Source organism: Pseudomonas sp. AM8, from assembly GCF_036346475.1.
In the GTDB taxonomy this organism is placed as follows: Bacteria; Pseudomonadota; Gammaproteobacteria; order Pseudomonadales; family Pseudomonadaceae; genus Aquipseudomonas; species Aquipseudomonas marginalis.
The window spans coordinates 309283-334286 of record NZ_JAOTNX010000008.1; the positions used below are offsets into that span (position 1 = coordinate 309283).

At 61.1% G+C, this 25004-nt stretch carries 29 protein-coding genes; 14 read left to right on the top strand and 15 right to left on the bottom strand.

Annotation, left to right across the window (positions count from 1 at the left end; translation table 11 throughout):
- Window positions 1-48: 48 nt before the first annotated feature.
- Window positions 49-441, bottom strand: a complete 393-nt coding sequence (msrB, locus tag V3W40_RS20525; protein ID WP_065924446.1) for a peptide-methionine (R)-S-oxide reductase MsrB — start codon at window positions 439-441, stop codon at window positions 49-51.
- Between the two features lie 202 nt (window positions 442-643).
- Here msrB and V3W40_RS20530 point away from each other — a divergent pair, with 202 nt between their 5' ends.
- The gene (locus V3W40_RS20530) at window positions 644-1855 is read left to right on the top strand and encodes a pyridoxal phosphate-dependent aminotransferase (RefSeq protein ID WP_065924445.1); all 1212 of its coding nucleotides are present in this window, start codon (window positions 644-646) and stop codon (window positions 1853-1855) included.
- 303 nt (window positions 1856-2158) lie between these two features.
- Entirely contained in the window at window positions 2159-3046 is an 888-nt protein-coding gene (gene htpX, locus V3W40_RS20535) for a protease HtpX (protein WP_027607000.1), read from the top strand.
- A gap of 53 nt (window positions 3047-3099) precedes the next feature.
- On the opposite strand, the gene V3W40_RS20540 is transcribed toward htpX, so the two are convergent.
- A complete protein-coding gene (locus V3W40_RS20540; protein WP_330215560.1) occupies window positions 3100-3756 on the bottom strand; it encodes a thiopurine S-methyltransferase in 657 nt (218 codons plus the stop codon).
- 105 nt (window positions 3757-3861) lie between these two features.
- Here V3W40_RS20540 and V3W40_RS20545 point away from each other — a divergent pair, with 105 nt between their 5' ends.
- Entirely contained in the window at window positions 3862-4629 is a 768-nt protein-coding gene (locus V3W40_RS20545) for a DODA-type extradiol aromatic ring-opening family dioxygenase (RefSeq protein WP_065924443.1), read from the top strand.
- 69 nt (window positions 4630-4698) lie between these two features.
- Here the strand turns inward: V3W40_RS20545 and V3W40_RS20550 are convergent, their stop codons facing one another.
- The gene (locus tag V3W40_RS20550; RefSeq protein ID WP_027606997.1) at window positions 4699-6372 is read right to left on the bottom strand and encodes a DEAD/DEAH box helicase; all 1674 of its coding nucleotides are present in this window, start codon (window positions 6370-6372) and stop codon (window positions 4699-4701) included.
- 422 nt (window positions 6373-6794) lie between these two features.
- Here V3W40_RS20550 and V3W40_RS20555 point away from each other — a divergent pair, with 422 nt between their 5' ends.
- A complete protein-coding gene (locus tag V3W40_RS20555) occupies window positions 6795-7586 on the top strand; it encodes a crotonase/enoyl-CoA hydratase family protein (RefSeq protein ID WP_065924442.1) in 792 nt (263 codons plus the stop codon).
- 1 nt (window position 7587) lies between these two features.
- Here V3W40_RS20555 and V3W40_RS20560 read toward each other — a convergent pair whose 3' ends face one another.
- Window positions 7588-8343: a spermidine synthase gene (locus V3W40_RS20560; protein ID WP_065939972.1), complete on the bottom strand. Its 756-nt coding sequence runs from the start codon at window positions 8341-8343 to the stop codon at window positions 7588-7590.
- A gap of 124 nt (window positions 8344-8467) precedes the next feature.
- Here V3W40_RS20560 and V3W40_RS20565 point away from each other — a divergent pair, with 124 nt between their 5' ends.
- The gene (locus V3W40_RS20565) at window positions 8468-9814 is read left to right on the top strand and encodes a class II 3-deoxy-7-phosphoheptulonate synthase (protein WP_027606994.1); all 1347 of its coding nucleotides are present in this window, start codon (window positions 8468-8470) and stop codon (window positions 9812-9814) included.
- On the opposite strand, the gene V3W40_RS20570 is transcribed toward V3W40_RS20565, so the two are convergent.
- Together V3W40_RS20570 and V3W40_RS20575 are read right to left on the bottom strand one after the other, a co-directional pair.
- On the bottom strand, window positions 9804-11024 hold the full coding sequence (locus V3W40_RS20570) for a winged helix-turn-helix domain-containing protein (RefSeq protein WP_330215561.1): 1221 nt from the start codon (window positions 11022-11024) through the stop codon (window positions 9804-9806). The genes V3W40_RS20565 and V3W40_RS20570 overlap by 11 nt on opposite strands.
- A 45-nt stretch (window positions 11025-11069) precedes the next feature.
- Window positions 11070-11276 (bottom strand): DUF1127 domain-containing protein, encoded by a 207-nt coding sequence (locus V3W40_RS20575; RefSeq protein ID WP_065924439.1) that lies wholly within the window; start codon window positions 11274-11276, stop codon window positions 11070-11072.
- Window positions 11277-11346: 70 nt separating this feature from the next.
- Between V3W40_RS20575 and V3W40_RS20580 the strand changes: the two genes are divergently transcribed.
- Window positions 11347-12228: a LysR family transcriptional regulator gene (locus tag V3W40_RS20580; RefSeq protein ID WP_065924438.1), complete on the top strand. Its 882-nt coding sequence runs from the start codon at window positions 11347-11349 to the stop codon at window positions 12226-12228.
- Here the strand turns inward: V3W40_RS20580 and V3W40_RS20585 are convergent.
- On the bottom strand, window positions 12218-12967 hold the full coding sequence (locus V3W40_RS20585) for a sulfite exporter TauE/SafE family protein (RefSeq protein ID WP_074844663.1): 750 nt from the start codon (window positions 12965-12967) through the stop codon (window positions 12218-12220). The two genes, V3W40_RS20580 and V3W40_RS20585, sit on opposite strands and share 11 nt — an antisense overlap.
- 108 nt (window positions 12968-13075) lie before the next feature.
- On the opposite strand from V3W40_RS20585, the gene V3W40_RS20590 reads away from it, so the two are divergent.
- From V3W40_RS20590 to V3W40_RS20605, 4 genes are all read left to right on the top strand, one after another.
- The gene (locus V3W40_RS20590; protein ID WP_065924436.1) at window positions 13076-14026 is read left to right on the top strand and encodes a LysR family transcriptional regulator; all 951 of its coding nucleotides are present in this window, start codon (window positions 13076-13078) and stop codon (window positions 14024-14026) included.
- 79 nt (window positions 14027-14105) lie between these two features.
- Window positions 14106-14558 (top strand): MarR family winged helix-turn-helix transcriptional regulator, encoded by a 453-nt coding sequence (locus tag V3W40_RS20595; RefSeq protein WP_027606988.1) that lies wholly within the window; start codon window positions 14106-14108, stop codon window positions 14556-14558.
- 236 nt (window positions 14559-14794) lie between these two features.
- Window positions 14795-15214 carry an organic hydroperoxide resistance protein gene (locus V3W40_RS20600; protein ID WP_027606987.1) on the top strand — a complete coding sequence of 140 codons (420 nt, stop codon included), beginning with the start codon at window positions 14795-14797 and terminating at the stop codon, window positions 15212-15214.
- Between the two features lie 27 nt (window positions 15215-15241).
- Window positions 15242-16258, top strand: coding sequence for an alpha/beta hydrolase (locus tag V3W40_RS20605; RefSeq protein ID WP_330215562.1), 1017 nt, complete (start codon window positions 15242-15244; stop codon window positions 16256-16258).
- 65 nt (window positions 16259-16323) lie between these two features.
- Here the strand turns inward: V3W40_RS20605 and V3W40_RS20610 are convergent, their stop codons facing one another.
- Both V3W40_RS20610 and earP read right to left on the bottom strand, forming a co-directional pair.
- Window positions 16324-16896 (bottom strand): elongation factor P, encoded by a 573-nt coding sequence (locus tag V3W40_RS20610; RefSeq protein WP_003172723.1) that lies wholly within the window; start codon window positions 16894-16896, stop codon window positions 16324-16326.
- Between the two features lie 48 nt (window positions 16897-16944).
- Window positions 16945-18078, bottom strand: a complete 1134-nt coding sequence (gene earP / locus V3W40_RS20615; RefSeq protein ID WP_065924433.1) for an elongation factor P maturation arginine rhamnosyltransferase EarP — start codon at window positions 18076-18078, stop codon at window positions 16945-16947.
- 132 nt (window positions 18079-18210) lie between these two features.
- Between earP and V3W40_RS20620 the strand changes: the two genes are divergently transcribed.
- Together V3W40_RS20620 and V3W40_RS20625 are read left to right on the top strand one after the other, a co-directional pair.
- Complete coding sequence (locus V3W40_RS20620) at window positions 18211-18579, top strand: hypothetical protein (RefSeq protein WP_330215563.1); 369 nt, start codon at window positions 18211-18213, stop codon at window positions 18577-18579.
- 5 nt (window positions 18580-18584) lie between these two features.
- Window positions 18585-19067, top strand: a complete 483-nt coding sequence (locus tag V3W40_RS20625; RefSeq protein WP_315871335.1) for a GreA/GreB family elongation factor — start codon at window positions 18585-18587, stop codon at window positions 19065-19067.
- A gap of 5 nt (window positions 19068-19072) precedes the next feature.
- On the opposite strand, the gene cysB is transcribed toward V3W40_RS20625, so the two are convergent.
- From cysB to V3W40_RS20650, 5 genes are all read right to left on the bottom strand, one after another.
- A complete protein-coding gene (gene cysB / locus V3W40_RS20630; RefSeq protein ID WP_003189876.1) occupies window positions 19073-20047 on the bottom strand; it encodes an HTH-type transcriptional regulator CysB in 975 nt (324 codons plus the stop codon).
- A 104-nt stretch (window positions 20048-20151) separates the two neighbouring features.
- Complete coding sequence (locus tag V3W40_RS20635; protein WP_065924431.1) at window positions 20152-20652, bottom strand: universal stress protein; 501 nt, start codon at window positions 20650-20652, stop codon at window positions 20152-20154.
- A gap of 53 nt (window positions 20653-20705) precedes the next feature.
- Window positions 20706-21623 carry a 5'-nucleotidase gene (locus V3W40_RS20640; protein WP_027606981.1) on the bottom strand — a complete coding sequence of 306 codons (918 nt, stop codon included), beginning with the start codon at window positions 21621-21623 and terminating at the stop codon, window positions 20706-20708.
- Window positions 21624-21638: 15 nt separating this feature from the next.
- A complete protein-coding gene (locus V3W40_RS20645) occupies window positions 21639-22592 on the bottom strand; it encodes a putative 2-dehydropantoate 2-reductase (protein ID WP_330215564.1) in 954 nt (317 codons plus the stop codon).
- Window positions 22589-22975, bottom strand: coding sequence for a thioredoxin family protein (locus tag V3W40_RS20650; RefSeq protein WP_027606979.1), 387 nt, complete (start codon window positions 22973-22975; stop codon window positions 22589-22591). The genes V3W40_RS20645 and V3W40_RS20650 overlap by 4 nt, the downstream gene beginning before the upstream one ends.
- Between V3W40_RS20650 and V3W40_RS20655 the strand changes: the two genes are divergently transcribed.
- A complete protein-coding gene (locus V3W40_RS20655; protein WP_065924429.1) occupies window positions 22974-23408 on the top strand; it encodes a PilZ domain-containing protein in 435 nt (144 codons plus the stop codon). The two genes, V3W40_RS20650 and V3W40_RS20655, sit on opposite strands and share 2 nt — an antisense overlap.
- 130 nt (window positions 23409-23538) lie before the next feature.
- On the top strand, window positions 23539-24615 hold the full coding sequence (locus V3W40_RS20660; RefSeq protein WP_027606977.1) for a 3-deoxy-7-phosphoheptulonate synthase: 1077 nt from the start codon (window positions 23539-23541) through the stop codon (window positions 24613-24615).
- Between the two features lie 77 nt (window positions 24616-24692).
- Here the strand turns inward: V3W40_RS20660 and V3W40_RS20665 are convergent, their stop codons facing one another.
- Window positions 24693-24974, bottom strand: coding sequence for a GNAT family N-acetyltransferase (locus V3W40_RS20665; RefSeq protein ID WP_027606976.1), 282 nt, complete (start codon window positions 24972-24974; stop codon window positions 24693-24695).
- Between the last annotated feature and the right edge of the window lie 30 nt (window positions 24975-25004).

Here is a 25004-nt window from a genome sequence, read left to right on the forward strand (position 1 = left end):
GACTTTCGCGAGCAAGCTCGCTCCTACAGGCGCCCGCCGTCAGTCGAGTTAACGGGGTACAAGCTCCAGGCACACCGAGTTGATGCAATACCGCAGCCCCGTCGGCGGCGGACCGTCCGGGAACACATGGCCCAGATGCGCATCGCATTTGGCGCAGGTGACTTCGGTGCGGATCATGCCGTGGCTGACGTCACGGATCTCGATCATTGCACTGTCGGCGATCGGCGCGTAGAAACTCGGCCAGCCGCAGCCAGAGTCAAACTTGGTGGTCGAATCGAACAGTGGCGCATTGCAGCAGATACAGTGATACACGCCATCGGTCCGGGTCTCATTGTACTTGCCGCTGAAAGGACGCTCGGTGCCCTTGAGACGGCACACGTTGTACTGCTCCGGATCGAGCATTGCCTTCCATTCTTCAACGGTTTTCTGCAACTTTTCCATCGGTACACCTCGGCAACTGAAAAAGCCTGATCTGTATCTTTTCCACGGATCAGGCGGCACGTATGATTGCGCCTCTTCAAAACGCCAGTCTGGCACCCGCGCTACCGGCATTCAAACGTATTTATGGGTGCGGGCCTTGCAGCATTCACAGTACGGTAGTGCCCACACCGTCTGGATCGTTCATTTTCAGGATCACATCGCCATGCAGGTCAGCAAATCGAACAAGCTCGCCAACGTCTGCTACGACATTCGCGGCCCGGTGCTCAAGCACGCCAAGCGCCTGGAAGAGGAAGGCCATCGCATCCTCAAGCTGAACATCGGCAACCCGGCGCCCTTTGGTTTCGAAGCGCCGGATGAAATCCTCCAGGATGTGATCCGCAACCTGCCCACCGCCCAGGGCTACAGCGACTCCAAGGGCCTGTTCAGCGCGCGCAAGGCCGTGATGCAGTACTACCAGCAGAAGCAGGTCGAAGGCGTCGGCATCGAAGACATCTACCTGGGCAATGGCGTGTCCGAGCTGATCGTGATGTCCATGCAGGCCCTGCTCAACAACGGCGACGAAGTGCTGGTGCCGGCACCGGACTACCCACTGTGGACCGCTGCCGTGACCCTGGCCGGCGGCCACCCGGTGCACTACCTGTGCGACGAGGGCGCCGACTGGTTCCCGGACCTGGCCGACATCAAGGCCAAGATCACACCGAACACCAAGGCCCTGGTGATCATCAACCCGAACAACCCCACCGGCGCCGTGTATTCCAGGGAAGTGCTGCTGGGCATGCTCGAGCTGGCACGCCAGCACAACCTGGTGGTGTTCTCCGACGAGATCTACGACAAGATCCTCTACGACGATGCGGTGCATATCTGCACCGGTTCCCTGGCGCCGGACCTGCTGTGCCTGACCTTCAACGGCCTGTCCAAGTCCTACCGCGTGGCGGGCTTCCGCTCCGGCTGGATCGCGATTTCCGGGCCCAAGCACAATGCCCAGAGCTACATCGAAGGCATCGACATGCTGGCCAACATGCGCCTGTGCGCCAACGTGCCGAGCCAGCACGCAATCCAGACCGCCCTCGGCGGCTACCAGAGCATCAATGACCTGATCCTGCCCCAGGGCCGCCTGCTGGAACAGCGCAACCGTACCTGGGAGCTGCTCAATGCAATCCCGGGCGTGAGCTGCGTCAAGCCCATGGGCGCGCTGTACGCCTTCCCGAGGATCGACCCGAAGGTCTGCCCGATCCTCAACGACGAGAAATTCGTGCTCGACCTGCTGCTCTCGGAAAAGCTGCTGGTGGTCCAGGGCACGGCGTTCAACTGGCCGTGGCCGGATCACTTCCGAGTGGTGACCCTGCCCCGCGTGGATGACCTGGACATGGCCATTGGCCGTATCGGCAATTTCCTCAAGTCCTATCGCCAGTAACCGACGTGGCGCTGTACGACCGGCATTCGGTCGTACAGCGATTATCTGGCAACACTTCTCTGGCTGTGCACTTTCCCCGTACTGCATTTGCGTTTCTACATCCACAAGCCCCTGTAGTTACGGGGCCGCAAGGCAAAAAATAGCTTTTCACGGATAACATTCGTCATCGGAAAATCCCTTCAAGGCTCTACATTCAGGCTGTAGGACACAGTTTGAAATAGTCGCTCGGTTGAATCACCCCAAGCCGCACCTTATATACCCCGCAGTACGCGACATATTAAGCATGAGGAGAACTCTACAACCATGATGCGCATCCTGCTGTTCTTGGCCACCAACCTGGCGGTCGTGCTGATTGCCAGCATCACCCTGAGCCTTTTCGGCTTCAACGGGTTCATGGCGGCCAACGGGGTTGATCTGAACCTCAATCAGCTGCTGATTTTCTGTGCGGTCTTTGGTTTTGCCGGTTCGCTGTTCTCGCTGTTCATCTCCAAGTGGATGGCGAAGATGAGCACCAGCACCCAGATCATCACTCAACCACGCACCCGCCATGAACAATGGCTGATGCAGACCGTGGAGCAGTTGTCTCAAGAAGCAGGTATAAAAATGCCCGAGGTCGGGATTTTCCCTGCTTACGAGGCCAACGCCTTTGCGACGGGCTGGAACAAGAACGACGCCCTCGTGGCGGTCAGCCAAGGGCTGCTCGAGCGCTTTTCACCCGATGAGGTGAAGGCGGTCCTCGCGCACGAGATCGGCCACGTAGCCAACGGCGACATGATTACCCTTGCGCTGGTGCAGGGCGTGGTGAACACCTTCGTGATGTTCTTTGCGCGGATCATCGGCAACTTTGTCGACAAGGTGATCTTCAAGAACGAAGGCGGCCGCGGAATCGCCTACTTCGTAGCGACCATCTTTGCCGAAGTGGTACTGGGCTTCCTGGCCAGCGCGATTGTGATGTGGTTCTCGCGCAAACGAGAGTTCCGTGCAGACGAAGCCGGCGCGCGCCTGGCTGGCACCAGTGCAATGATCAGTGCGCTGCAGCGCCTGCGCTCCGAACAGGGCCTGCCGGTGCATATGCCCGACAGCCTGACCGCCTTTGGCATCAACGGCGGTGTCAAGCAGGGCCTGGCTCGCATGTTCATGAGCCACCCGCCGCTGGAAGAGCGTATCGACGCGCTGCGTCGTCGGGGCTGATACCCGGTAATGCAAAAGGGGCGATTGGATCGCCCCTTTTTTGCGCGCGGGTTTTACCCCTTGGTGAGCCGATAAACGCGCTCTTCAAGACACGTGACACCGTCCTGCACGAACTTCCAGCTCTCACCCAGGATATCCTGGGCTTCGAGCACCTCCAGGCTCCACTGCAAACCCAGCAGCACCTTCACCTCATCATCCGGCACCGCAAAGGGCGGGCCGGCTTTTTGCGTCTGGTCGTAGTCCAGGGTGATCAGTATTCCCTGGCAGCCTGGCCGCAACAGGCTGTTCAACTGCTCGGCGTACTGCGCGCGCATCAGCGGCGGCAGGGCGATCAGTGCGGCACGGTCGTAGAGCGCAGTGCAGTCAGCCAGTGCCCGGGCGTCCAAGGCAAAGAAATCGCCGCACCATATTTCGATCAAATCAGCCTGGTACACCTTGAACACGCCGTGCCGAGTGATGCGCGGCGTCAGGTTCTGCTCGCTGAAAAAGGCTTCTACCGCCTGCTCCGACAGTTCAACGCCGAATACGTGATAGCCGTTGCTGGCCAGCCACATCAGGTCCAGGCTTTTACCACACAGCGGCACCAGCACCTTGGCGCCCTGGGCAAGGCCCAGCGCAGGCCAATACCGCAGCAGGTAAGGATTGACCTCGGGCAGGTGAAAGCCAATCTGATTGCGCGCCCAGCGCTCCTGCCAGAATTTGGGCTCCATGGAATCACCTCCGAAAATTCGATCAAAAAGCGCTAAAACTTATATTAGATTTAGATCAATGATCTGATTGAAGATGGGCCCATGTTAAACCTCAGGACCTTCCTTATGTTGCCCAGCCTGTTTATCTCCCACGGATCGCCCATGCTTGCCCTGCAACCCGGCGCCAGCGGCCCCGCCCTGCAGCGCCTGGCCGCTGAACTGCCGCGGCCGAAGGCAATTGTGGTGGTGTCGGCACATTGGGAAAGTCAGGAACTGCTGGTCAGCGGCAGTGCTGCGCCCGAGACCTGGCACGACTTCGGCGGTTTCCCCCGGGAGCTGTTCGCCGTGCAGTACCCGGCACCGGGCGACTTGCAATTGGCCAACGAAATTGTCGAACTGCTTCATGCCGACGGCTTGAATGCGCGGATCGATGAGCGCCGCCCTTTTGACCATGGCACCTGGGTGCCGCTCTCGCTGATGTACCCGGCAGCGGATATTCCAGTGGTGCAAGTCTCCTTGCCCAGTCACATGGGCCCTGCCCTGCAAACCCGCGTCGGGCATGCCTTGGCCAGCTTGCGCGAACAGGGCGTACTGTTGATCGGCTCCGGCAGCATCACCCATAACCTGGGCGAGCTGAACTGGCAGGCCGGACCTGAGAGTATCGAGCCTTGGGCACGCGACTTCCGTGACTGGATGGTGGAGACACTCGCCGCCAACGACGAGGCGGCCTTGCATGATTACCGTCGCCAGGCGCCCCACGCCGTGCGCAATCATCCCAGCGATGAACATTTGTTGCCGCTGTACTTTGCGCGCGGCGCAGGGGGTGACTTCAGCGTTGCACACCAGGGGTTCACCATGGGCGCGCTGGGTATGGACATCTACCGCTTCGGTTAACAGCGGACAAAAAAAATCCCCGAACCAGTCGGGGATTTTTTATGTGCGATCAATCAGCCCAAGGGCGGATCAATCTTCGCGGTAGCGACGCAGCTTCAATTGCTTGCCGGCAACGCGGGTGTCTTTCAGCTTGGTCAGCAGTTTTTCCAGACCGTCTTCCGGCAGCTCCACCAGGGAGAAGCTGTCACGGACCTGGATGCGACCGATGGCTTCACGCGCCAGGCCACCCTCGTTGAGGATAGCGCCCAGCAGGTTCTTGGCAGCGATACCATCACGTGCGCCCAGCGCGGTACGGCAACGAGCACGGCCTTCAGCCAATGGAACCGGAGCGCGACGCTCACGATCACCACGGTCCGGACGGTCGCCGGTACGCTCTGGACGATCACCGCGTGGCGCGTTGTTCGGCACCAGTGGGCGCTCTTTCTCGATGGCTGCCAGGGTCAGGGCCTGACCGTTGGTAGCCTTGCGCAGCAGGGCTGCAGCCAGGGCACGCGGGGTGCAACCGATATCGGCGGTCAGGCGGTCCAGCAGGTCGCCGTGGGTCGATTCAGCGTCAGCCACCAGCGGCGACAGGCTGTTGGTCAGTTTCTTGATGCGGGCATCGAGAACAGCCTGGGCATCCGGCAGGCGGACTTCGGCGACTTTCTGACCGGTTACACGCTCGATCACTTGCAGCATGCGGCGCTCACGTGGCGTCACCAGCAGCAGTGCACGACCTTCGCGACCGGCACGGCCGGTACGGCCGATACGGTGAACGTAGGATTCCGGATCGTAAGGCATGTCAACGTTGAACACGTGGGTGATACGCGGCACGTCGAGACCACGAGCCGCTACGTCGGTCGCCACAACGATGTCCAGGCGGCCATCCTTGAGGGAGTCGATCACGCGCTCACGTTGGTTCTGGGCGATGTCACCGTTCAGCGCAGCGGCTTTGTAGCCTTTGGCTTCCAGGGCACTGGCCAGGTCCAGGGTCGCTTGCTTGGTACGCACGAACATGATCAGGGCGTCGAAGTCTTCGACTTCCAGCAGGCTCAATACAGCCGAGGTCTTCTGGTCAGCGTGAACCAACAGGTGAGCCTGTTCGATCGCGGTAACGGTCTGAGTCTTGGTCTGGATCTTCACGTGTTGCGGATCGCGCAGATGGCGTTCGGCAATGGCACGGATCGACTGTGGCAGGGTAGCCGAGAACAGGACGGTCTGACGGGTCGGAGGCAGTGCCTTGAAGATGACTTCCAGGTCATCCATGAAGCCCAGCTTCAACATTTCGTCAGCTTCGTCCAGAACCAGGTGGTTCACGGTCGACAGGACTTTCTCGTCGCGACGCAGGTGGTCGCACAGACGGCCCGGGGTGGCAACAACAATCTGAGCGCCATTACGGATGGCTTTCAGTTGCGGGCCCATCGGCGCGCCGCCATAGACGGCAACAACGGTAACGCCTGGCATTTGCTTGGCGTAGGTTTCGAAAGCGGTTGCTACTTGCAGCGCCAACTCACGCGTTGGCGCCAGGATCAGGGCTTGCGGTTCGCGCTTGGCAGGATCGATGCAGTGTAGGATAGGCAGGGCGAACGCGGCGGTTTTACCGGTACCGGTTTGCGCCTGGCCAATCATGTCCTGGCCGGCCATGATGATCGGGATCGATTGCTGCTGAATCGCCGAAGGTTCTTCGTAGCCGGTCGCGATGACGGCAGCGAGAATGTTCGGGTTAAGATTAAAAGCGGCGAAGCCGCCGGTTTCCTGGGTCATGGGTCTGCCTCTAAGTGCATCCGCAAAGACCCATGCTCCAAAGCTGCGCATGCCGTGTTGAGACTCAAGAGTCGCCCTGGCTGCTTTGTCGGCGGGGATTTGCGAAAACGAATGAATGAAAAAGATTCGTCAAGGGAGAGTCCGCTGTGCGGACGTGCAGCCGAAGCTGACTTCGGGGAATTGCGCTACCTAAACGCGGCCCGGTTAAAGGCCGGCGCGCACTATACCGGAAATACCTGAAAAAGGGAGCTTTTTTTATCGCCAGGCGCCGATAAACCGCGCTGCATCACAGTCTTTGCAGATAAGCGCGGCAGGGTCTATTTTTCAAAGGCCCGGCCCTGCTGGTCATAACGCTTAAACGGTTCACCTTGCATCGAGACCCTTTGGTCTGAAACCCTTCATTGCGCCCGAGGGAACACCCGATGAATCAAGCCAGCAGCAGCCGCGTCAGCCGTGAACTCCAGGGCCATGTCCTGCTGTTGGGCCTGGATCGGGTCGCCAAGCGCAACGCCTTTGACCTGGACTTGCTCAATGAACTGAGCCTGGCTTATGGCGAATTTGATCGAAATGACGAAGCACGGGTGGCCGTAGTATTTGCCCACGGCGACCACTTCACCGCGGGCCTGGACCTGGCCAATGTCAGCGCTGTGATGGCTGGAGGCTGGCAACCGCCCCTGGGCGGTTGCGATCCCTGGGGCGTTTTCGCCGGCCCCAGGGTCAGCAAACCGGTGATCGTCGCGGCCCAGGGCTATTGCCTGACCATCGGTATCGAGTTGATGCTCGCGGCGGATATCAACCTGTGCGCGAGCAATACCCGCTTTGCGCAGATGGAAGTGCAACGTGGGATTTTTCCGTTTGGAGGCGCGACATTGCGCTTTCATCAGATCGCCGGCTGGGGCAACGCCATGCGCTGGCTGCTCACCGGCGATGAATTCGACGCCCATGAAGCCCTGCGCCTGGGCCTGGTGCAGGAAGTCATGGCCAGTGAAGACCTGCTGCCCCGCGCCATCGAACTCGCCAGCCGCATCGCGCGCCAGGCCCCGCTTGGCGTCCAGGCCACCTTGATGTCGGCCCGCCTGGCACACATGGAAGGCGAAACCGTTGCCGCCGCCGCGCTGCCGCCGATGGTGGATAAATTGCTGAACAGCGAGGATGCCAAGGAAGGCGTGCGGGCGATGGTCGAGAAGCGGCCGGGGGTGTTCAAGGGCATCTAGCTTATGTAGCCGGACGAATCGCCTTGATCAACGGCTGCAACGAATAACCCAGACGCGGCGCCAACAACTCAGCCCGAGTAGAAAGCGCATCCAGATCCAGCGCCTGGTCCAGCTCCGAAGGCACCAACAGGATCACATTGCCCTCCTTCACCGGCAGTTCCCAATAATGCCGGTGGTACAAACCACGCAGCAACGCCGCGCCCAAAGGTTTGCCATCATCGGTCGCCCACTGGTTGATCACCAGCCAACCGCCGGGGTTGAGTTTCTTCTGGCAGTTTTCCAGGAAGGTCCAGGCCAGGTGTCCGACGCCGGGACCGACATCCGTGTAGAGGTCGACGAAAATCAGGTCCGCCGATTCAGCGCTCTCCAACAATTCCAAGGCGTCGCCGATGCGGATATACAGGCGCGGATCATCATCCAGCCCCAGGTATTCGATGGCCAGGCGCGGCACATCGGGGCGCAGCTCGATGGCTTCGACATCCTCCAGCGGCAGGAACTTGAGGCACGCCTGGGTCAAGGTCCCAGCTCCCAGGCCGAGGAACAGTGCGCTCTCCGGCTGCTCATGGCACAACGCGCCGATCAGCATCGCGCGGGTGTAGTCGTACTCCAGCCAGCTCGGGTCAGCGGTGAACACGCAGCTTTGCTCGATGGCGTCGCCAAACTCGAGAAACCGGTAATCGGCCACCTCGAGTACACGAATCATGCCGAAATCATCATGGACTTCGGCCAGCAGGCGCTCGACACGCTCCTCGCTCATCACTACTCCTAAAGGGTCTACCCCACGGCAAAGGCGCGATTGTCGGCCAACCGGCGGCAACAGGTCACGCACTAATTGCTGATAACATTGGCGCCCGACCGTCAACCACCCAATCGAGTTCATGATGAGCCAACCCTGGAGCCCCGACAGCTGGCGCGCCCTGCCAATCCAGCAACAACCCCAGTACCCGGACGCTGCGCACTTGTTGCAAGTGGAGCAGAGCCTGGCCAGCTATCCGCCGCTGGTGTTTGCCGGGGAAGCCCGCGAGTTGCGCCGTCAGTTTGCCGAGGTGACCCAGGGTCGCGCGTTCCTGCTGCAAGGTGGCGACTGCGCCGAGAGCTTTGCCGAGTTCTCCGCCGCAAAAATCCGCGACACCTTCAAGGTGCTGCTGCAGATGGCCATCGTGATGACCTTCGCCGCCGGCTGCCCGGTGGTGAAAGTCGGGCGCATGGCCGGCCAGTTCGCCAAGCCGCGCTCGGCCAACGATGAGACCCTCGACGGCATCACCCTGCCCGCCTACCGTGGCGACATCGTCAACGGCATTGGTTTCGACGAAAAAAGCCGCGTGCCGGACCCGGACCGCCTGCTGCAGTCCTACCACCAGTCCACCGCCACCCTCAACCTGCTGCGCGCCTTTGCCCAGGGCGGTTTTGCCGACCTGCACCAGGTGCACAAGTGGAACCTGGACTTTATCGCCAACTCCGCCCTGGCGGAAAAATACAGCCAGTTGGCCGACCGCATCGACGAAACCCTGGCCTTCATGCGCGCCTGCGGCATGGACAGCTCGCCGCAGTTGCGCGAAACCAGCTTCTTCACCGCCCATGAAGCGCTGCTGCTCAACTACGAACAAGCCTTCGTGCGCCGCGACAGCCTGACCAACGACTACTACGACTGCTCGGCCCACATGCTGTGGATCGGCGACCGCACCCGTCAGTTGGATGGCGCCCATGTCGAATTCCTGCGCGGGGTGAACAACCCGATCGGCGTGAAGGTCGGCCCGAGCATGAACCCGGACGACCTGATCCGCCTGATCGACATCCTCAACCCCGACAACGACCCCGGCCGCCTCAACCTGATCGCGCGCATGGGTGCAGGCAAAGTCGGCGACCACCTGCCCAAGCTGATTCGCGCGGTGCAGCGCGAAGGCAAGCAGGTGCTGTGGAGCTCCGACCCGATGCACGGCAACACCATCAAGGCCAGCAGCGGCTACAAGACCCGCGACTTTGCGCAGATCCTCGGCGAGGTCAAGGAGTTCTTCCAGGTGCACCAGGCCGAGGGCACCTATGCCGGCGGGATTCATATCGAAATGACCGGGCAGAACGTCACCGAGTGCATCGGCGGCGCACGGCCGATCACCGAAGATGGCTTGTCGGACCGCTATCACACCCATTGCGACCCGCGGATGAACGCTGATCAGTCGCTGGAGTTGGCGTTCCTGATTGCCGAGACATTGAAGCAGGTCAAACGTTGATCATCGCAGCCCGCAACCGGTCGGCACTTGGCCGCTGGCAATTGAGCTGGATATGTTCCAGCCCCAGCCAGTCGGCCATTTGCCGCAGGTTCAGGGCCAGCGCCTGCATCCCCTCATCATCCAGTCCCGGCTCCTCTTCGTGCACCCCATGCACGGCCAGGCTCCCGTTGGCGCGTTCGGCCCGCAGGTCGATACGTGCAGCGATCCGCTCGTTGTGCAAAAACGGCAGCACGTAGTAGCCGTACACCCGCTTGTGTTGCGGGGTGTAGATCTCCAGGCGGTAGCGGAAATCGAACAGGCGCTCGGTGCGGCTGCGCTCCCAGACCAGCGAGTCGAAGGGCGACAGCAGTGCGCTGGCCGACACCTTGCCTGGCATTTTGGGCTCGGGCAGGCAGTAGGCTGCCTGCTTCCAGCCTTGCACCTGGCACACCTGCAATTGCCCGTCCTCGACCAATTCCGCCAGGCGACTGCGACTGTCGGCGGGGTCAAGACGGAAGTAGTCGCGCAGGTCTTTTTCGGTGCCTACACCTAAGGCGGTGGCGCTGTGCAGCAACAGGCCACGCTGGGCCTCGGCCTCGGTCAACGGCGCCTGCTGGAGGATATCGCCAGGGATGACGCGCTCGGGCAAGTCATAGAGCCGCTCGAAGCCACGCCTGCCGGCAACGGTAACCAGGCCGGCGGCGAACAGCCATTCAAGCGCATGCTTTTCATCGCTCCAGTCCCACCAGGGACCGGCTCGCTCTTCGCGGGTCGACAAACTGCCCGCGCCCAGCACGCCCTGCTGTTCGACAGTCTGCAAAACGCGCTGGATCGTGGCCTGTTGCTCACGACCGAAGCGCGCCATCTGCGAATAGATGCCCCGCCCCTGCTGCGCTCGCTCCATACGCCAACGCATCAAGGGATATAGCGCCATCGGCAGCAACGAGGCCTCGTGCCCCCAGTACTCAAACAGCGAACGCCGCCGGCCCTGGCTCCAGGCCGCCTGTTCAAGCATCAACGGCGAGTAACCGCCCAGGCGGGAAAACAGCGGCAAGTAATGAGAGCGCACCAGCGCATTGACCGAGTCAATCTGCAACACGCCCAAGCGCTCGATCACGCGGTTGATGTGAGCAGCTTTTATCAGTACGGGCGCCTGGCGCCCGGAAAATCCCTGGGCCGCCAGCGCCATGCGCCGAGCTTGCTTGAGGGAAAAAGACAGGTCGGCGGCCATGAGGTTCTCCATGTGGGCTCGCCAACCACCCTACTGCATCCGGGTTCATTTTCGCAGCGGGTCTTGCCAGAAATGCAGATGGCGATCCTGCTCAACGTCGCCGCGATTGAGCCCGATGTCCTTGAGCGCATCATCGCTCAAGCTGGCCAGGACCTGACGCTCCCCATGCAGCGCCTGCCAACGGGCAATCCTGTGAAACAGCCCGGAAAACGGACGTTTTGCCATCAACACAAAGCCTCTTTGACCTTTCATCTTCTCGCCCTCCAATGGGGATGACGCGAGTGTGTGCCTGGCCTTAAGATCAATCCAACGAATGTTTCTTATGCAATACATCTCGGAGATTGATCAATTGTCCGGCTACCCGAGCATCGACACTGAGGTACTGCGCACTTTCGTCGCCATCGCCGACCAGGGCGGTTTCACCCGCGCCGGTGAACGGGTCAACCGCACCCAATCGGCGGTGAGCATGCAGATGAAGCGCCTGGAAGAAGACGTGCTGCAGCGCAAACTGTTCGAGCGCGATGGCCGGCAAGTGCGGCTTACCCCCGAGGGCCAAGTGCTGCTGGGCTATGCGCGGCGTATCTTGAAATTGCACAGCGAAGTCTTCAACACCCTGCGCGAGCCGCATATGGTGGGGCTGGTACGCATCGGTACACCGGATGACTACGTGATGCGCTTCCTGCCGGGGATTCTCCAGCGGTTTTCCAAGGCATACCCGCTGATCCAGATTGAGATGCACTGCGAGGCGTCCACCGTGCTGATGCAGCGCCGGGACCTGGCCCTGACCGTGATCAGCCGAGAGCCCGGGAATGATGTCGGGGAGCTGTTGCGTTCCGAACGCATGGTATGGGCCGCAGCACCGTGCTTTTGCGTAGACGAGCACGACGCCCTGCCCCTGGCGATTTCCGGTGCTGACTGCCTTTATACCCAGTGGGCCCTTGGGGCACTGGATTCGGTCGAGCGCAGTTATCGCCTTGCCTATCACAGCACCAATGGGGCGGCGATCCAGGCAGTCGTCAGCGCGGGCTTGGCGGCCATGGTCAGCATGGAAAGCCTGGTGACTGCAGACCTGCGCATACTCGGCAGCGAGGAAGGGTTACCGCCCTTGCCGTCAATGAACCTGCGTTTGCTGCGTAACCCCCTGATGGCCTCACCGATCACCGATTGCCTGGCCGAGTACATTCTCGAAGGCTTCAGACTTTAAAGGTCAGCATTACCGCACACAGCACCAGGAAGCCGCAGAACAGGCCGCGCAACAGCCTTTCCGGCAGGGCGTGGGCGACTTTCACGCCCCAACTGATACTGAGCAGGCCACCGACGGCCAGGGGGATGCCGATCAGCCAGTCCACTTCGTGGTGCCAGGCATAGGTGACCAGGGTCACCCCGGTACTGGGCAGGGCCAAGGCCAGGGACAAGCCCTGGGCGACCACCTGGGTGGTACCGAACACACTGGTCAGTACCGGCGTGGCCACCACCGCGCCGCCCACCCCAAACAAACCGCCCATGGAACCGGACGCCGCGCCCAACACGCCAAGCCAGGGCCAGGCATAACGCATGTGTGCCGTCGGCGGTGCATTTCGCGTGAACATGCGCAGCAGGTTGTAAGCCGAAAGCGTCAGCAGGAACACGATAAAGCCGATGCGCATGGCGCCTGCGTCCAGCCCCACGGCCCAGATCGAGCCGAGCCAGGCAAAGCTGAAGCCCATGATGCCCAACGGCAGGGCGTGGCGCAGTTCGATGCGATTGCGCTGGTGGTAACGCCACAGGGCGAGCATCACGTTGGGCACCACCATCACCAGCGCCGTGCCTTGGGCAAGTTGTTGGTCCAGGCCGAACCATACGCCGAGGACCGGGATCGCAATCAGCCCACCGCCAATACCAAACAGGCCACCGACCGTGCCGAGGGCCACGCCCAATACCAGGTAAACCGCTAAATCCAACACCGCTCGCTACTCCACATTCCCAGGCCCTGCATGCTACGCAGTCGACCCTGGCGCGGAAACGCACAGCAACGCACAATGGCTGTGCCAATCTCGCATAAGCGCGCATCGATGAATCCCAACACGCTGACCGATCAACTGAGCCTGTTTCTCGATGTACTGGAAACCGGCAGCTTTTCTGCCGCAGCCCGTCGCCATCCGCTGACCCCTTCGGCGGTGGCGCGGCGCATCGACAGCCTGGAAAGCTCCGTGGGCAGCCGCCTGTTCCAGCGCAGCACTCACGCGGTGGTGCCGACCCCGGCGGGCCTGGCCTTCGCCGAGCGGGCACGACGGATTGTCAGCGAGCTGCAACTGGCGCGGGCGGAAGCGGTCTCCTTGAGCCATGCCCCCGAAGGCTTGATCCGCGTGGACGCACCGGCAGCGTTTGGTCGACGGCATCTGGCACCCGTGATCGCCGACTTTCTGAATGTGTACCCGGGGCTGGATGTGCACCTGCATCTGATCGACAGCTTTGTCGATATGCAGGGCGCGCATCTGGGCAAGGTCGACCTGGTGCTGCGCGCCGGGCATATCGTCGATACACGGCTGATCGCCACGCCCCTGGCCAGTATCGTGCGCATCGCCTGCGCCAGTCCGGCCTACCTGAAAAGCCGTGGCACCCCGGCCCACCCTCGCGAATTGAGCGAGCATGACGGCCTGGACTGGGACGGCCTGGCGCCGATGTTCGCGTGGCGCTTCGAGTTGGACGGGCGACGTGCAACGCATCGCCCGCGGCGCATCCGCATGAGCGCCAACAACGCTGAAGCGTTGTTATCGGGCGCCCTCGCCGGGCTGGGGATCGCCCACCTCCCCACCTGGCTGGCCAGTGAGTACCTGGTGCGCGGCGAGTTACTGCCGCTGTTTTGCCAAGACGGCCTGCCCAACCCGGAGACCACCGGGATCTATGCACTGCGCCTGGAACAGCAGCCCAATGCGCGCAGCCGGTTGCTGCTGGAATACCTCAAGTCCCGATTCAGCCCCGTGCCGCCTTGGGATCTGGCCCTGCAAAGCGGACTGGTCTGACCACCCGCACAAAATTATCTGGCGCATTAAAGATTTGCCCGCTAGATTCCAGGCAGACACGCTTTTTTGAGGCACCACCATGAGCAAAAATCCCGCCCCGTGCGAATCCCTGTTGCTGGACAACCAACTGTGTTTCGCCCTGCACTCCACGTCGCTGCTGATGACCAAGGTCTACAAACCGCTGCTGCAAGCCCTCGGCCTGACCTACCCGCAGTATCTGGCCATGATGGTGCTGTGGGAAGAAGATGGTTTGACCGTCGGAGAAATCAGCAGCCGCCTGCTGACCGACCCGGGCTCCCTGACACCACTGCTCAAGCGCCTGGAAGCCGAAGGCCTGCTCAGCCGCACCCGCAGCCGTGAAGATGAGCGCGTGGTGGTGGTGGAACTGACCGGCGCCGGGCGCGCCTTGCAGGAAAAGGCCATGGGTATTCCACAGTGCATTCTCGGCGCCAGCGGTTTGGAGCTGGACCAATTGCGCAAGCTGCAGGCTGACTTGCTTGCGTTGCGGGGCAACCTGCAGAACGCGATCTGAACACGGCAAAACACTCAACCTGTGGGAGGAGGCTTGCTCCCGATGACGGTTTATCAGTCGACGAATCTTTTGACTGAAACACCGCTATCGGGAGCGAGCCCCCTCCCACATTGGTTTGCAGCGACTGAAAAATATTTATACATTTATCTTGCGCACTAAACATTAGCGCTATACATTTACCTCACCAACTACTTAGCGCGCAAAACTTTAGCGCTAAAAACCAAGAGGACGACACCATGCAAACGCTCTATACCGCAGTAGCCACCGCCACCGGCGGCCGTGATGGTCGCGCTGTTTCCAGCGACAATATCCTCGACGTCAAACTCTCCACCCCCAAGGAATTGGGCGGCGCCGGCGGCCAGGCCACCAACCCGGAACAACTGTTTGCCGCCGGTTACTCGGCCTGCTTTATCGGCGCCCTGAAATTCGTCGCCAGCCAGACCAAACGCAAAATCCCGGATGATGCCTCGATCACTGCCCACGTCGGCATCGGCCAGATCCCTGGCGGTTTCGGCCTGGATATCGACCTGCACGTCAGCCTGCCAGGCCTGGCCGAGGACGATGCGCAAAGCCTGGTCGACGCCGCGCACCAAGTCTGCCCGTACTCCAACGCCACCCGTGGCAACGTCGATGTGCGCCTGCACGTAACCGTCTAACCACTGCCGCTGTCACTGGAGAAGAACATGAACACATTTGCCAACGTGCTGACCGGCAGCCTGCTCGCCCTGTCCGTCACTCACGCGTTTGCCGCCAATGGCGACGTTGAACACACTACCCAGGCCTTCCTGGATGTGTTGAACGCCGGCACCGGCAAACCGATGGAACAACTGACACCCACGCAAGCCCGTGCCGTACTGACGGGTGCCCAGGCCGGTGTGAAGTTGACCCTGCCCAGGGCGGACGTGAGCCAGAAGACCATTCAGGTCGATGGCCAGCCGCTGGACCTGACCATCGTGCGGCCAGCCGGGGTCAAGGGCACATTGCCGGTGTTCATGTTCTTCCATGGCGGCGGCTGGGTGTTGGGGGATTACCCGACCCACGAGCGCCTGGTACGCGATCTGGTGGCGGGTTCGGGGGCCGTGGCGGTCTTCGTCAACTACACGCCTTCACCGGAAGCCCGCTATCCGGTGGCGATCAACCAAGCCTACGGCGCAACCAAGTGGGTCGCCGAGCATGGCAAGGACATCAACGTCGACGGCAAACGCCTAGCGGTCGCGGGTAATAGTGTCGGCGGCAATATGGCAGCCGTCGTCAGCCTGATGGCCAAGGACAAGGGCACACCTGCGATCAAGTTCCAACTGCTGTTATGGCCGGTGACCGATGCCAATTTCGAGACGGCGTCCTACAACCAGTACGCCGAAGGGCACTTCCTCACCAGGAACATGATGAAGTGGTTCTGGGACAACTACACCACCGACGCCAATCAGCGCGCCGAGATCTACGCCTCGCCGCTGCGGGCGACCGCGGATCAGCTCAAGGGCTTGCCGCCCGCGCTGATTCAGACCGCCGGTGCCGACGTGTTGCGTGACGAAGGCGAAGCCTATGCGCGCAAGCTGGACCAGGCCGGGGTTCCAGTGACGGCCGTGCGCTACAACGGCATGATCCACGACTACGGCTTGCTCAATGTGGTCAGCCAGGTACCAGCGGTGCGTTCGGCCTTGCTGCAGGCATCCGACGAGCTCAAGCAACACCTGAAGTAAAAAAGCAGCGCCCACGAAAAAGCCCGACGCTAGGTCGGGCTTTTTTCGTATCGGCGGGGCCAGAATTACTTCTTGGCGCGACCTTTGTACGAACCACCTTCGCGGGTGTCGATCTCGATCAGGTCGTCGATTTCGATGAAATCGGCTACTTGCAGTTCGGTACCGTTGCTCAGCTTGGCAGGCTTCATTACTTTGCCCGAAGTGTCACCGCGAGCGGAACCTTCGGTGTAGGCAACCTTACGCACGATAGTGGTCGGCAGCTCTACGGAAACCAGGCGCTCTTCGAAGAAAATAGCTTCGCAGACGTCTTCCATGCCTTCTTCGATGAACGGCAGAACAGCTTCGATATCTTCAGCGTTCAGCTCGTACATGGTGTAGTCGGTGGTGTCCATGAACGTGTAGGTGTCGCCGCTGATGAAGGACAGGGTCGCTTCCTTGCGGTCGAGGATCACGTCGTCCAGTTTGTCATCGGCGCTGTAGACGATCTCGGTCTTGTAACCGGTCAGCAGGTTCTTCAGCTTGGTCTTCATGATTGCGCTGTTACGACCAGACTTGGTGAACTCAGCTTTCTGAACCAGCCAAGGGTCGTTTTCGAGACGGATCACTGTACCGGGTTTCAGTTCTTTACCAGTTTTCATTGCGTATATCCGAAATTTGGATGGGATTACAAAAATCAAGGTCGCGTATCATATCCAACTTTCATAAAACTGTACCAGCGCCGTCGCAAGATCGGCCTGCAAGCCTTGTTCCAGACACCACGTCTGTGCGTGCTGGCTTAACTCAGGCCAGTGCGCCAGCAGCATTTTCCACGCTTGTGCCATATCGCCATCAGTGTTCCAGGCTTGCCAGAGCTCGACCAGGGCAGCCTTTGCGGCCGGTGACAGCGCGGCGGTGTACAGGTCCAGGAAGGCGTCGAGCTTGTCCAGGTGGATGTCTTCGTCCTGGCGATAGATGTGCCACAGCAGCGGCCGCCCGGCCCATTGGGCGCGCACGAACGAGTCTTCGCCGCGCACGGCGTTGAAGTCGCAACACCACAGCAGGCGGTCATATTGCTCCTGGCGCACAAACGGCAGCACCTGCACGGTCAGGGCGTTGCGTTGATGGACGTCCCCCACCGCCAGGCCTTCGACACCGAGCCAATGCTGTACATCACCGAGGATGCGCCCTTCCGGCACCAAGAGATGAGTGGTGTGCCCGTCGGTCGAAAGTGCATCCAGCCAACTGGCCAGCCCGGCGTTTTCGTAGGCGAACAACGAGATCAGCCGCGCACCAGCTGCCGGAAACACACCCAAGGCTTGCAGGAATTGCCGCTGCGCAGCGGCATCCTGCTGAAACGCCTGACGCTGCTCCAGCAACCCTGCCTCGCGTAACAGCCCCCCGGTGCCGGGTCGGAAACCCGGAAAAAAGAAGTACTTCTGCACACCCTTGAACTTCACCGACGGCAACCGATGGCACCCCACTACCCAGTCTTCGGCACTGAGGTAATCCAGGTTCATCCACAACGGCGTGCGTTCACGCGCGGCCATGGCTTCCATGTAGTCAGGCGGCAACTGGCAGGCGAAGGCGGCGATCACCACATCGGCTGCCGGGGCGCTCGACCACACGGCCGGCCAATGGCGCACATCGACACCCTCTTGCCATTGCTGGTCCAGGCGCACATCAATCTCCGGACACATACGCTCGAAGGCGCGCAGGTCGTCGACCCACAAGCGCACCTCGCAGCCCTGCTCCGCCACCAATTGCCGGGCCAGGCGCCAGGTCACGCCGATGTCGCCATAGTTATCGACGACGCTGCAAAAAATATCCCAGCGGGCTTTCATTCCGCGCTCCAACGCTCAAAGGCTCGATTGTCCGCATAAATGCGCCAATGCAGAAGGCTTGATCGCGATTATTCTGCACAGTGGCTGTGCGACAATCGCCGCCATGCCGTTAATGCCTGCCAGGAGGCCATCATGTCCGATCGCTCGTTGTCGCTGCCCAAACTCACGCTCGCCATTGCCCTGGGGCTGTGGCTGGGATTTATCGCCATTGCGCTGACCAGTTGGCTGGCGTCGCGCTATCTGTTCCCGCAGAGCCTGGCGCCTGTAGCCCAGGCCGTTCAGCAACTGGGCAAACCTGCAGCGGTTGCGCCGGAGCCGCCGAACCGTATGTTCGAGCAGTACCAACAGAACCTGCAGAAGCAGGAACAACAGCAGGCCCTGGACCAGGCCCGCAATAACGCACGCAACCTGTCCAACCCAAAATGCCAGTTCTGGCTGCAGCAGGACCAGAACGCACCGAATGAAAAGACCCGGGCCAATGTCCTGCAATTCTGCGATTGATGACCATGAATAAACACGCCGTTCACCAGCTGATCCTGGAAAAACTCACGGTCGACCTCGACATCGCCCAGCGCGCCGCGCAGACCGCCTACGAAACCGCGACCCACGAAGAAAATATCGCCGAAAACAAATACGACACCCTCGGGCTGGAGGCGTCTTACCTGGCAGCCGGGCAAGCCAGGCGCGTCGAGGAAATCAAGCAGGCGCTGGCGCTGTGCCAGAACCTGCCACTGCGTGCGTACGATGATCAACGTGGCATAGAAGTCGGCACATTGCTGGGCCTGGAAGACGAGAACGGCCGCCAGCAGTGGCTGTTCCTGGCACCGGATGCGGCGGGTTTGAAGGTGGACGTGGTCGGGCAACCGGTGACCGTCATCACCCCGCGTTCACCCTTGGGCAAAAGCCTGCTGGGCAAGTACGAAGGTGATGAGGTGGATATTCTGGTGGCAGGCGCCCGGCAACACTTTACGGTTACCGAGGCCAAATAACCCCCTTAATGGACGGGCAATTCCACGCCGTCGAACAGCTCTTCCAGTTCCTGCTTGTTGTGGCACTGGATCGCCTTGGCCATGACTTCGCGGGTCAGGTGCGGGGCGAACTTCTCGATAAAGTCGCACATGAAGCCCCGCAGGAAGGTGCCACGGCGGAAGCCGATCTTGGTCACACTGGACTCAAACAGCTCGCTGGCATCCAGCACCACCAGGTCTTTATCGAGGTTGGTATCGACGGCCATCTTGGCGACGATGCCCACGCCCAGGCCCAGGCGCACATAGGTCTTGATGACGTCGGCGTCGGCGGCGGTGAACACCACTTTCGGCGTGAGGCCACGATGGCTGAAGGCTTCGTCGAGCTTGGAGCGGCCGGTGAAACCGAAGACGTAGGTGACGATCGGGTATTCGGCCAGGGCTTCCAGGGTCAGCTTCGGCAACTTGGCCAATGGGTGGCCCTGGGGCACGACGACGCAACGGTTCCAGCGGTAGCACGGCATCATCACCAGGTCACCGAACAGCTCCAGGGCTTCGGTGGCGATGGCAAAGTCGACGGTGCCATCGGCGGCCATCTCGGCGATCTGCATCGGCGAGCCTTGATGCATGTGCAGCGCCACGTCCGGGTATTGCTTGATGAAATCGCGGATCACCGGCGGCAATGCGTAACGCGCCTGGGTGTGGGTCGTGGCAATCGACAAGGTGCCTTTCTTCTCGTTGGAGAATTCCTGGGCGATCTGCTTGATGCTCTCGACTTTGCGCAGGATCTCGCCGGCGGTAGTGATGATGCGTTCACCGGCCGGGGTGACACGGGTGAGGTGCTTGCCGCTGCGCGCGAACACTTCGACGCCCAGCTCGTCTTCGAGCAGGCGGATCTGCTTGCTGATACCGGGTTGGGAGGTGTAAAGGCTTTGAGCGGTAGCGGAAACGTTGAGGTCGTGGTGCGCCACTTCCCAGATGTAGCGCAGTTGTTGAAGCTTCATATGTGTCCCTCAAAGCAGATAGACGCCACGGGTATCAGCGACGGTATATAACTATATTAAAGGTTTGACGGATAAATCTAGAACTTTTTATCGTTTTTTACCCATCACACGTCATCACTGCGTCGACGCTGTAACGCAGGCACCAGGTAAACCGGCACGCTAGACAACTGCAGCACCCGTGCGGCGGTACGCCCAAGCGGTGTGGCGGCCGCCGTGGCATGGCTGTGGCTGCCGACGACCAACAGGTCTACGGACAGTTTGCGCAACTGCTCGAGTATCACTTCGCACGGGTCGCCCTGGATCACCCGTACCGAGCGAATCAGTTCCAGGTCTTGCCCCCCGTCCCCCAACTCTTCGCGAAAACTGTCCAGCACCCGCTGCTCGATGGTCGCCATGACAGTGCTCAGCCCCTGGCTCTGCCATTCACTCAAGGCCTTCTCATCAAGGTAGCTCTGCAACACCGATTCGGCGAACAACCCGATGGGCTCGACCACATGAATCACATCCAGGTCTGCCTTGAACGTCCGCGCCAGCGCCAGTGCATGTTGCATCACATACGGCGCGTACAGACCAAGGTCCGTGGCGTACAGCATCGAACGAATCATAAAACCTCCCGGACGGCCAGGATGGAGGAGATTGAATGAGCTTAGCAGCGCCCCTAAGTCTCGGCCTGAATCCTCACCTCGTTACTGATGCCATGGGGCACATGCCCGGTGGCCACCACCTCCCTGGCTTTCTCGCAGTGACCGGCCTGGTCATCGAAAAACACATCCGCGGCAAACGCCTCCAGGAATGCGGACTTTTCCAGGCCGCCGAGAAACAGTGACTCATCCAGGCGGATGTCCCACTCACGCAAGGTCCGGATCACCCGCTCGTGGGAAGGCGCCGAACGGGCGGTGACCAAGGCTGTGCGGATCGGGCAGGCCTCGTCTGGAAACTCACGCTGCAACAAGTTGAGTGCCGCCAGGAAACCCTTGAAGGGGCCACCGTGCAAAGGCTGGCGTGCCGACTCGCGCTCGCTGGCCTGGAACGCCTCCAGCCCGCCGGCCTGGTACACGCGCTCCGACTCATCGGAGAACAGCACCGCGTCACCGTCAAAGGCAATCCGCAGCTCCTCGCTGGACGCCCGGCGCGGACCGCCCGACAGAATCGTCGCGGCGGCAAAGCCGGCATCGAGGGCACTGCGTACATCTTCAGCATGGGTGGAAAGAAACAGGTGACAGCCAAACGCCGCCAAATAGGGATAAGGACTACGCCCACCGACAAAGGCTGCGCGGGAAATATCCAGGCCGTAATGCTGGATGGAATTGAACACGCGCAAGCCGGTGTCGGCACTGTTGCGCGATACCAGTACCACCTCGACCCGAGCACGGCCCAGGCTGGCATTGAGGCTCAGCAGCTTCTTGACCAGCGGAAAGGCGTCACCGGGCTCGAGGATCTCTTCCTCGTGTTCGATCTGGTATTTACGGTAGGCCTCCACCCCTTGGGCCAGGTAGACCTTGTGGCTGTCGCTCAGGTCGAACAGTGCCCGCGAGGAAATCGCCAGCACCAGTTTGTCGCCCAATCCCTTTGCCATGGTACGTCCCCCGAATCAGCGGTTATGCCGATCAATAAAGCTCAAGGCCTGGTACAGCGCCTGCATTCGTGGCAATTCGCAACCCGCGGCCTTGGCGGCAGCAAGCGGTCGCCCATAGATCGCCGCCAGTTCCAGCGGGCGTTTATGTATATGGTCGTGGTACATGCTAGGCAGGTAATCGTCCATGGTTTCCGTCATGGCGAACATCTGCTCGGCGTAACTGGCGGGGATTTCATGGCCGCAGGCATGGGCGCCCTGCACCACTTCGGCCATCAGCGCCTGGATCAGCTCGCGGCTGGATTCGTCCGCCATCATTGCCGTGGTACCCGTGCCCAGCAACACCGAGAGGCCGTTGTAGGGCACGTTCCACACCAGCTTGTGCCAGCGGGCCTGATGCACATTGGCCATGGCCTGGGACTCGATGCCGGCCTTATGAAACAACGCGGCACCGGCTTCGACAATAGCCTTCTGGCGGGCCTCATCGTTGGCGGCCCTGCCGCTGTGGTAGCCCAGGTTGACCCGGCCCAACGCCTGATGCTCGACGACGCCAGGCGCGGAGCGGTGTACGCCGATGTAGCACAGCCCGCCCAGTAGATGCAGGGATGGCGGCAGGTGTTCACGCAGACTGTCTTCGACATCCAGGCCGTTTTGCAGCAACACCACCTTGGCGTCCGGCGCCGCGACCTGGGCGAGGGTCGGGGCCAGCTCGACATTGCCGGTGGACTTGGTGCCCACCAGCAACCAATCGCACGGCGGCATGTCCGCGGCATGGGCGTAGGCCTGCACCGGGCGCAGTTGCAGGTTGCCATGCACACTGCTATTGACGCGCAGGCCGTGCTCGCTGACCGCCGCGTATTCGCTGCGCAGCAGGAAGTGCACGTCGAAGCCCGCGCGTGCCAGCATCACGCCATAGAAGCCACCGATGGCGCCGGTGCCGATAATGCCGATACGTGGCGACTGTACTGTCATGGCAGTTCCTCCGGAGTGCGGCTAAGTGCTTGGTCAATGGTTTCGGTCAGGTCAGAAAGCGTAAGACGTGTCTGTATTTGCCCGAGGAACTGACCCTCGCACACCACGAACAACGCCGGCAAATGAAAGATCTGGTAGCGTTCGACCGCACCGCCATTGTGCCCGGCATCCACCCAGCACACGCGGTCCACCGGCAAACGCCAGCCCGGCAACTGCTGGCGTGCCCAACGGCAACTGGAACACCCCACGCTGGTGAACACCACCAGCGAAATACCTGGCAATCCCAGCAATTGCTGGTCAATATCCAGGTCGGTCAATTCCAGTTCCTTCACTATACTGCTGCCACCGCCGTCAACTGGACGGTGCTCGGAGTCCGTGTACATGGGTCGTTTTTTACCTCACCCTGATGATGTCGCTGTCGAGTTAATCCAACGCCCCTCTCCCGCCATCCCCCGCCAACGCCTGCACACTATCGGCCTGGGCGGCGTTGCCTGCAATTGGCCCCGCGCATGGCGCCAGGGCACGGCCGTTGACCTGCACATTCCCTCCCTGGGCGCCACGGCCCGATATCCGGGGTATGTGGCGTGGTGTCGCAAGGTGGAAAACGGCTACCGCGTGGGCATTTCGTTTACCGATGAACATGCGTTGTTCGGTGCGCGAATGGGTGAGCAAGCATGCCGGATAGAGCGCTACTGCCGCCAGCACGAAGATGCCGAGCCGACCCCGCAGCAACTCGAAGCCCTGGCCCGTGAGTGGGTGGCGCGCCATGCCGGCGAGTTCGCCCATGAGACGTTTGTGCGGCCAGCGCTGGATTAAAGCGGGCTTTGCCCATTGTCGCGGGCCCGTGTTACGCGCTAAGGTTCCTCCCCCCTGCATTCAAATCATGCTGTGCCCGCCGCACGGGGATGGCTGGCGGCCGGCACCCGTGACCCTGGCGAGTAACACGATGGCTGATTTACCGATCAATGACCTAAACGTCGAATCCAACGAGACCCTGATCACACCCGATCAGCTCAAGCGCGAAATCCCTCTGAGCGACGCTGCCCTGCAGACCGTCACCAAAGGCCGCGAAGTCATCCGTGACATTCTCGATGGCACCGACCACCGCCTCTTCGTCGTGATCGGGCCATGCTCGATCCACGACCTCAAGGCTGCCCACGAATACGCCGAGCGCCTCAAAGTGCTGGCGGCAGAAGTGTCCGACACCTTGTACCTGGTGATGCGCGTGTATTTCGAGAAGCCGCGTACCACCGTGGGCTGGAAAGGCTTGATCAACGACCCGTACCTGGACGACTCGTTCAAGATCCAGGACGGTTTGCACATCGGTCGTAAATTGCTGCTGGACCTGGCCGAAATGGGCCTGCCCACCGCCACCGAAGCCCTCGACCCGATCTCCCCGCAGTACCTGCAGGACCTGATCAGCTGGTCGGCCATCGGCGCGCGCACCACCGAGTCGCAGACCCACCGCGAAATGGCATCCGGCCTGTCTTCGGCCGTAGGCTTCAAGAACGGCACCGACGGCGGCCTGACCGTGGCGATCAACGCGCTGCAATCGGTCTCCAGTCCTCACCGTTTCCTGGGTATCAACCAGGAAGGCGGCGTCTCCATCGTCACCACCAAGGGCAATGCCTACGGTCACGTGGTGTTGCGCGGCGGCAATGGCAAGCCCAACTATGACTCGGTCAGCGTTGCGCTCTGCGAGCAGGCGCTGAACAAGGCCAGGATCAAGCCGAACATCATGGTCGACTGCAGCCACGCCAACTCCAACAAGGATCCGGCCCTGCAGCCGCTGGTGATGGAAAACGTCGCCAACCAGATCCTCGAAGGCAACCAGTCGATTATCGGCCTGATGGTCGAGAGCCACCTGAACTGGGGCTGCCAGGCGATTCCAAAGGACCTGGCCGACTTGCAGTACGGCGTATCGATCACCGATGCCTGCATCGACTGGTCCGCCACCGAGAACACCCTGCGCAGCATGCACGCCAAGCTCAAGGACGTATTGCCGAAACGCAAACGCAGCTGAACCTGTACCTGAAGGATGCGCACACAAAAACGCCGGGCTGAGCCCGGCGTTTTTCATGCTGCATTTTATGTTGTGCGTTATAGCTTCGCGGCATGGCGCTGGTGGCGCTCCATGTAGCGTTCGACATAGGAGCATGACGGGATCACCGTGTAGCCTTGCTCTTCGGCAAACTTCAACGCTTCCTCGGTCAACGCAGCTGCAATGCCACGGCCGCGCAGTGCGTTCGGCACGAAGGTCCGATAGATGTCCAGGGTCTGCTTCCCGAGGTCCATATAGGTCAGATAGGCACGATGACCGTCCACATTGGTCTCGAACTGATGACCAGCCTGGTCATGGTGGATGGACAACGCCTCGCTCATCACTACTCCTCGCGGGTCTTGGATTCTGAC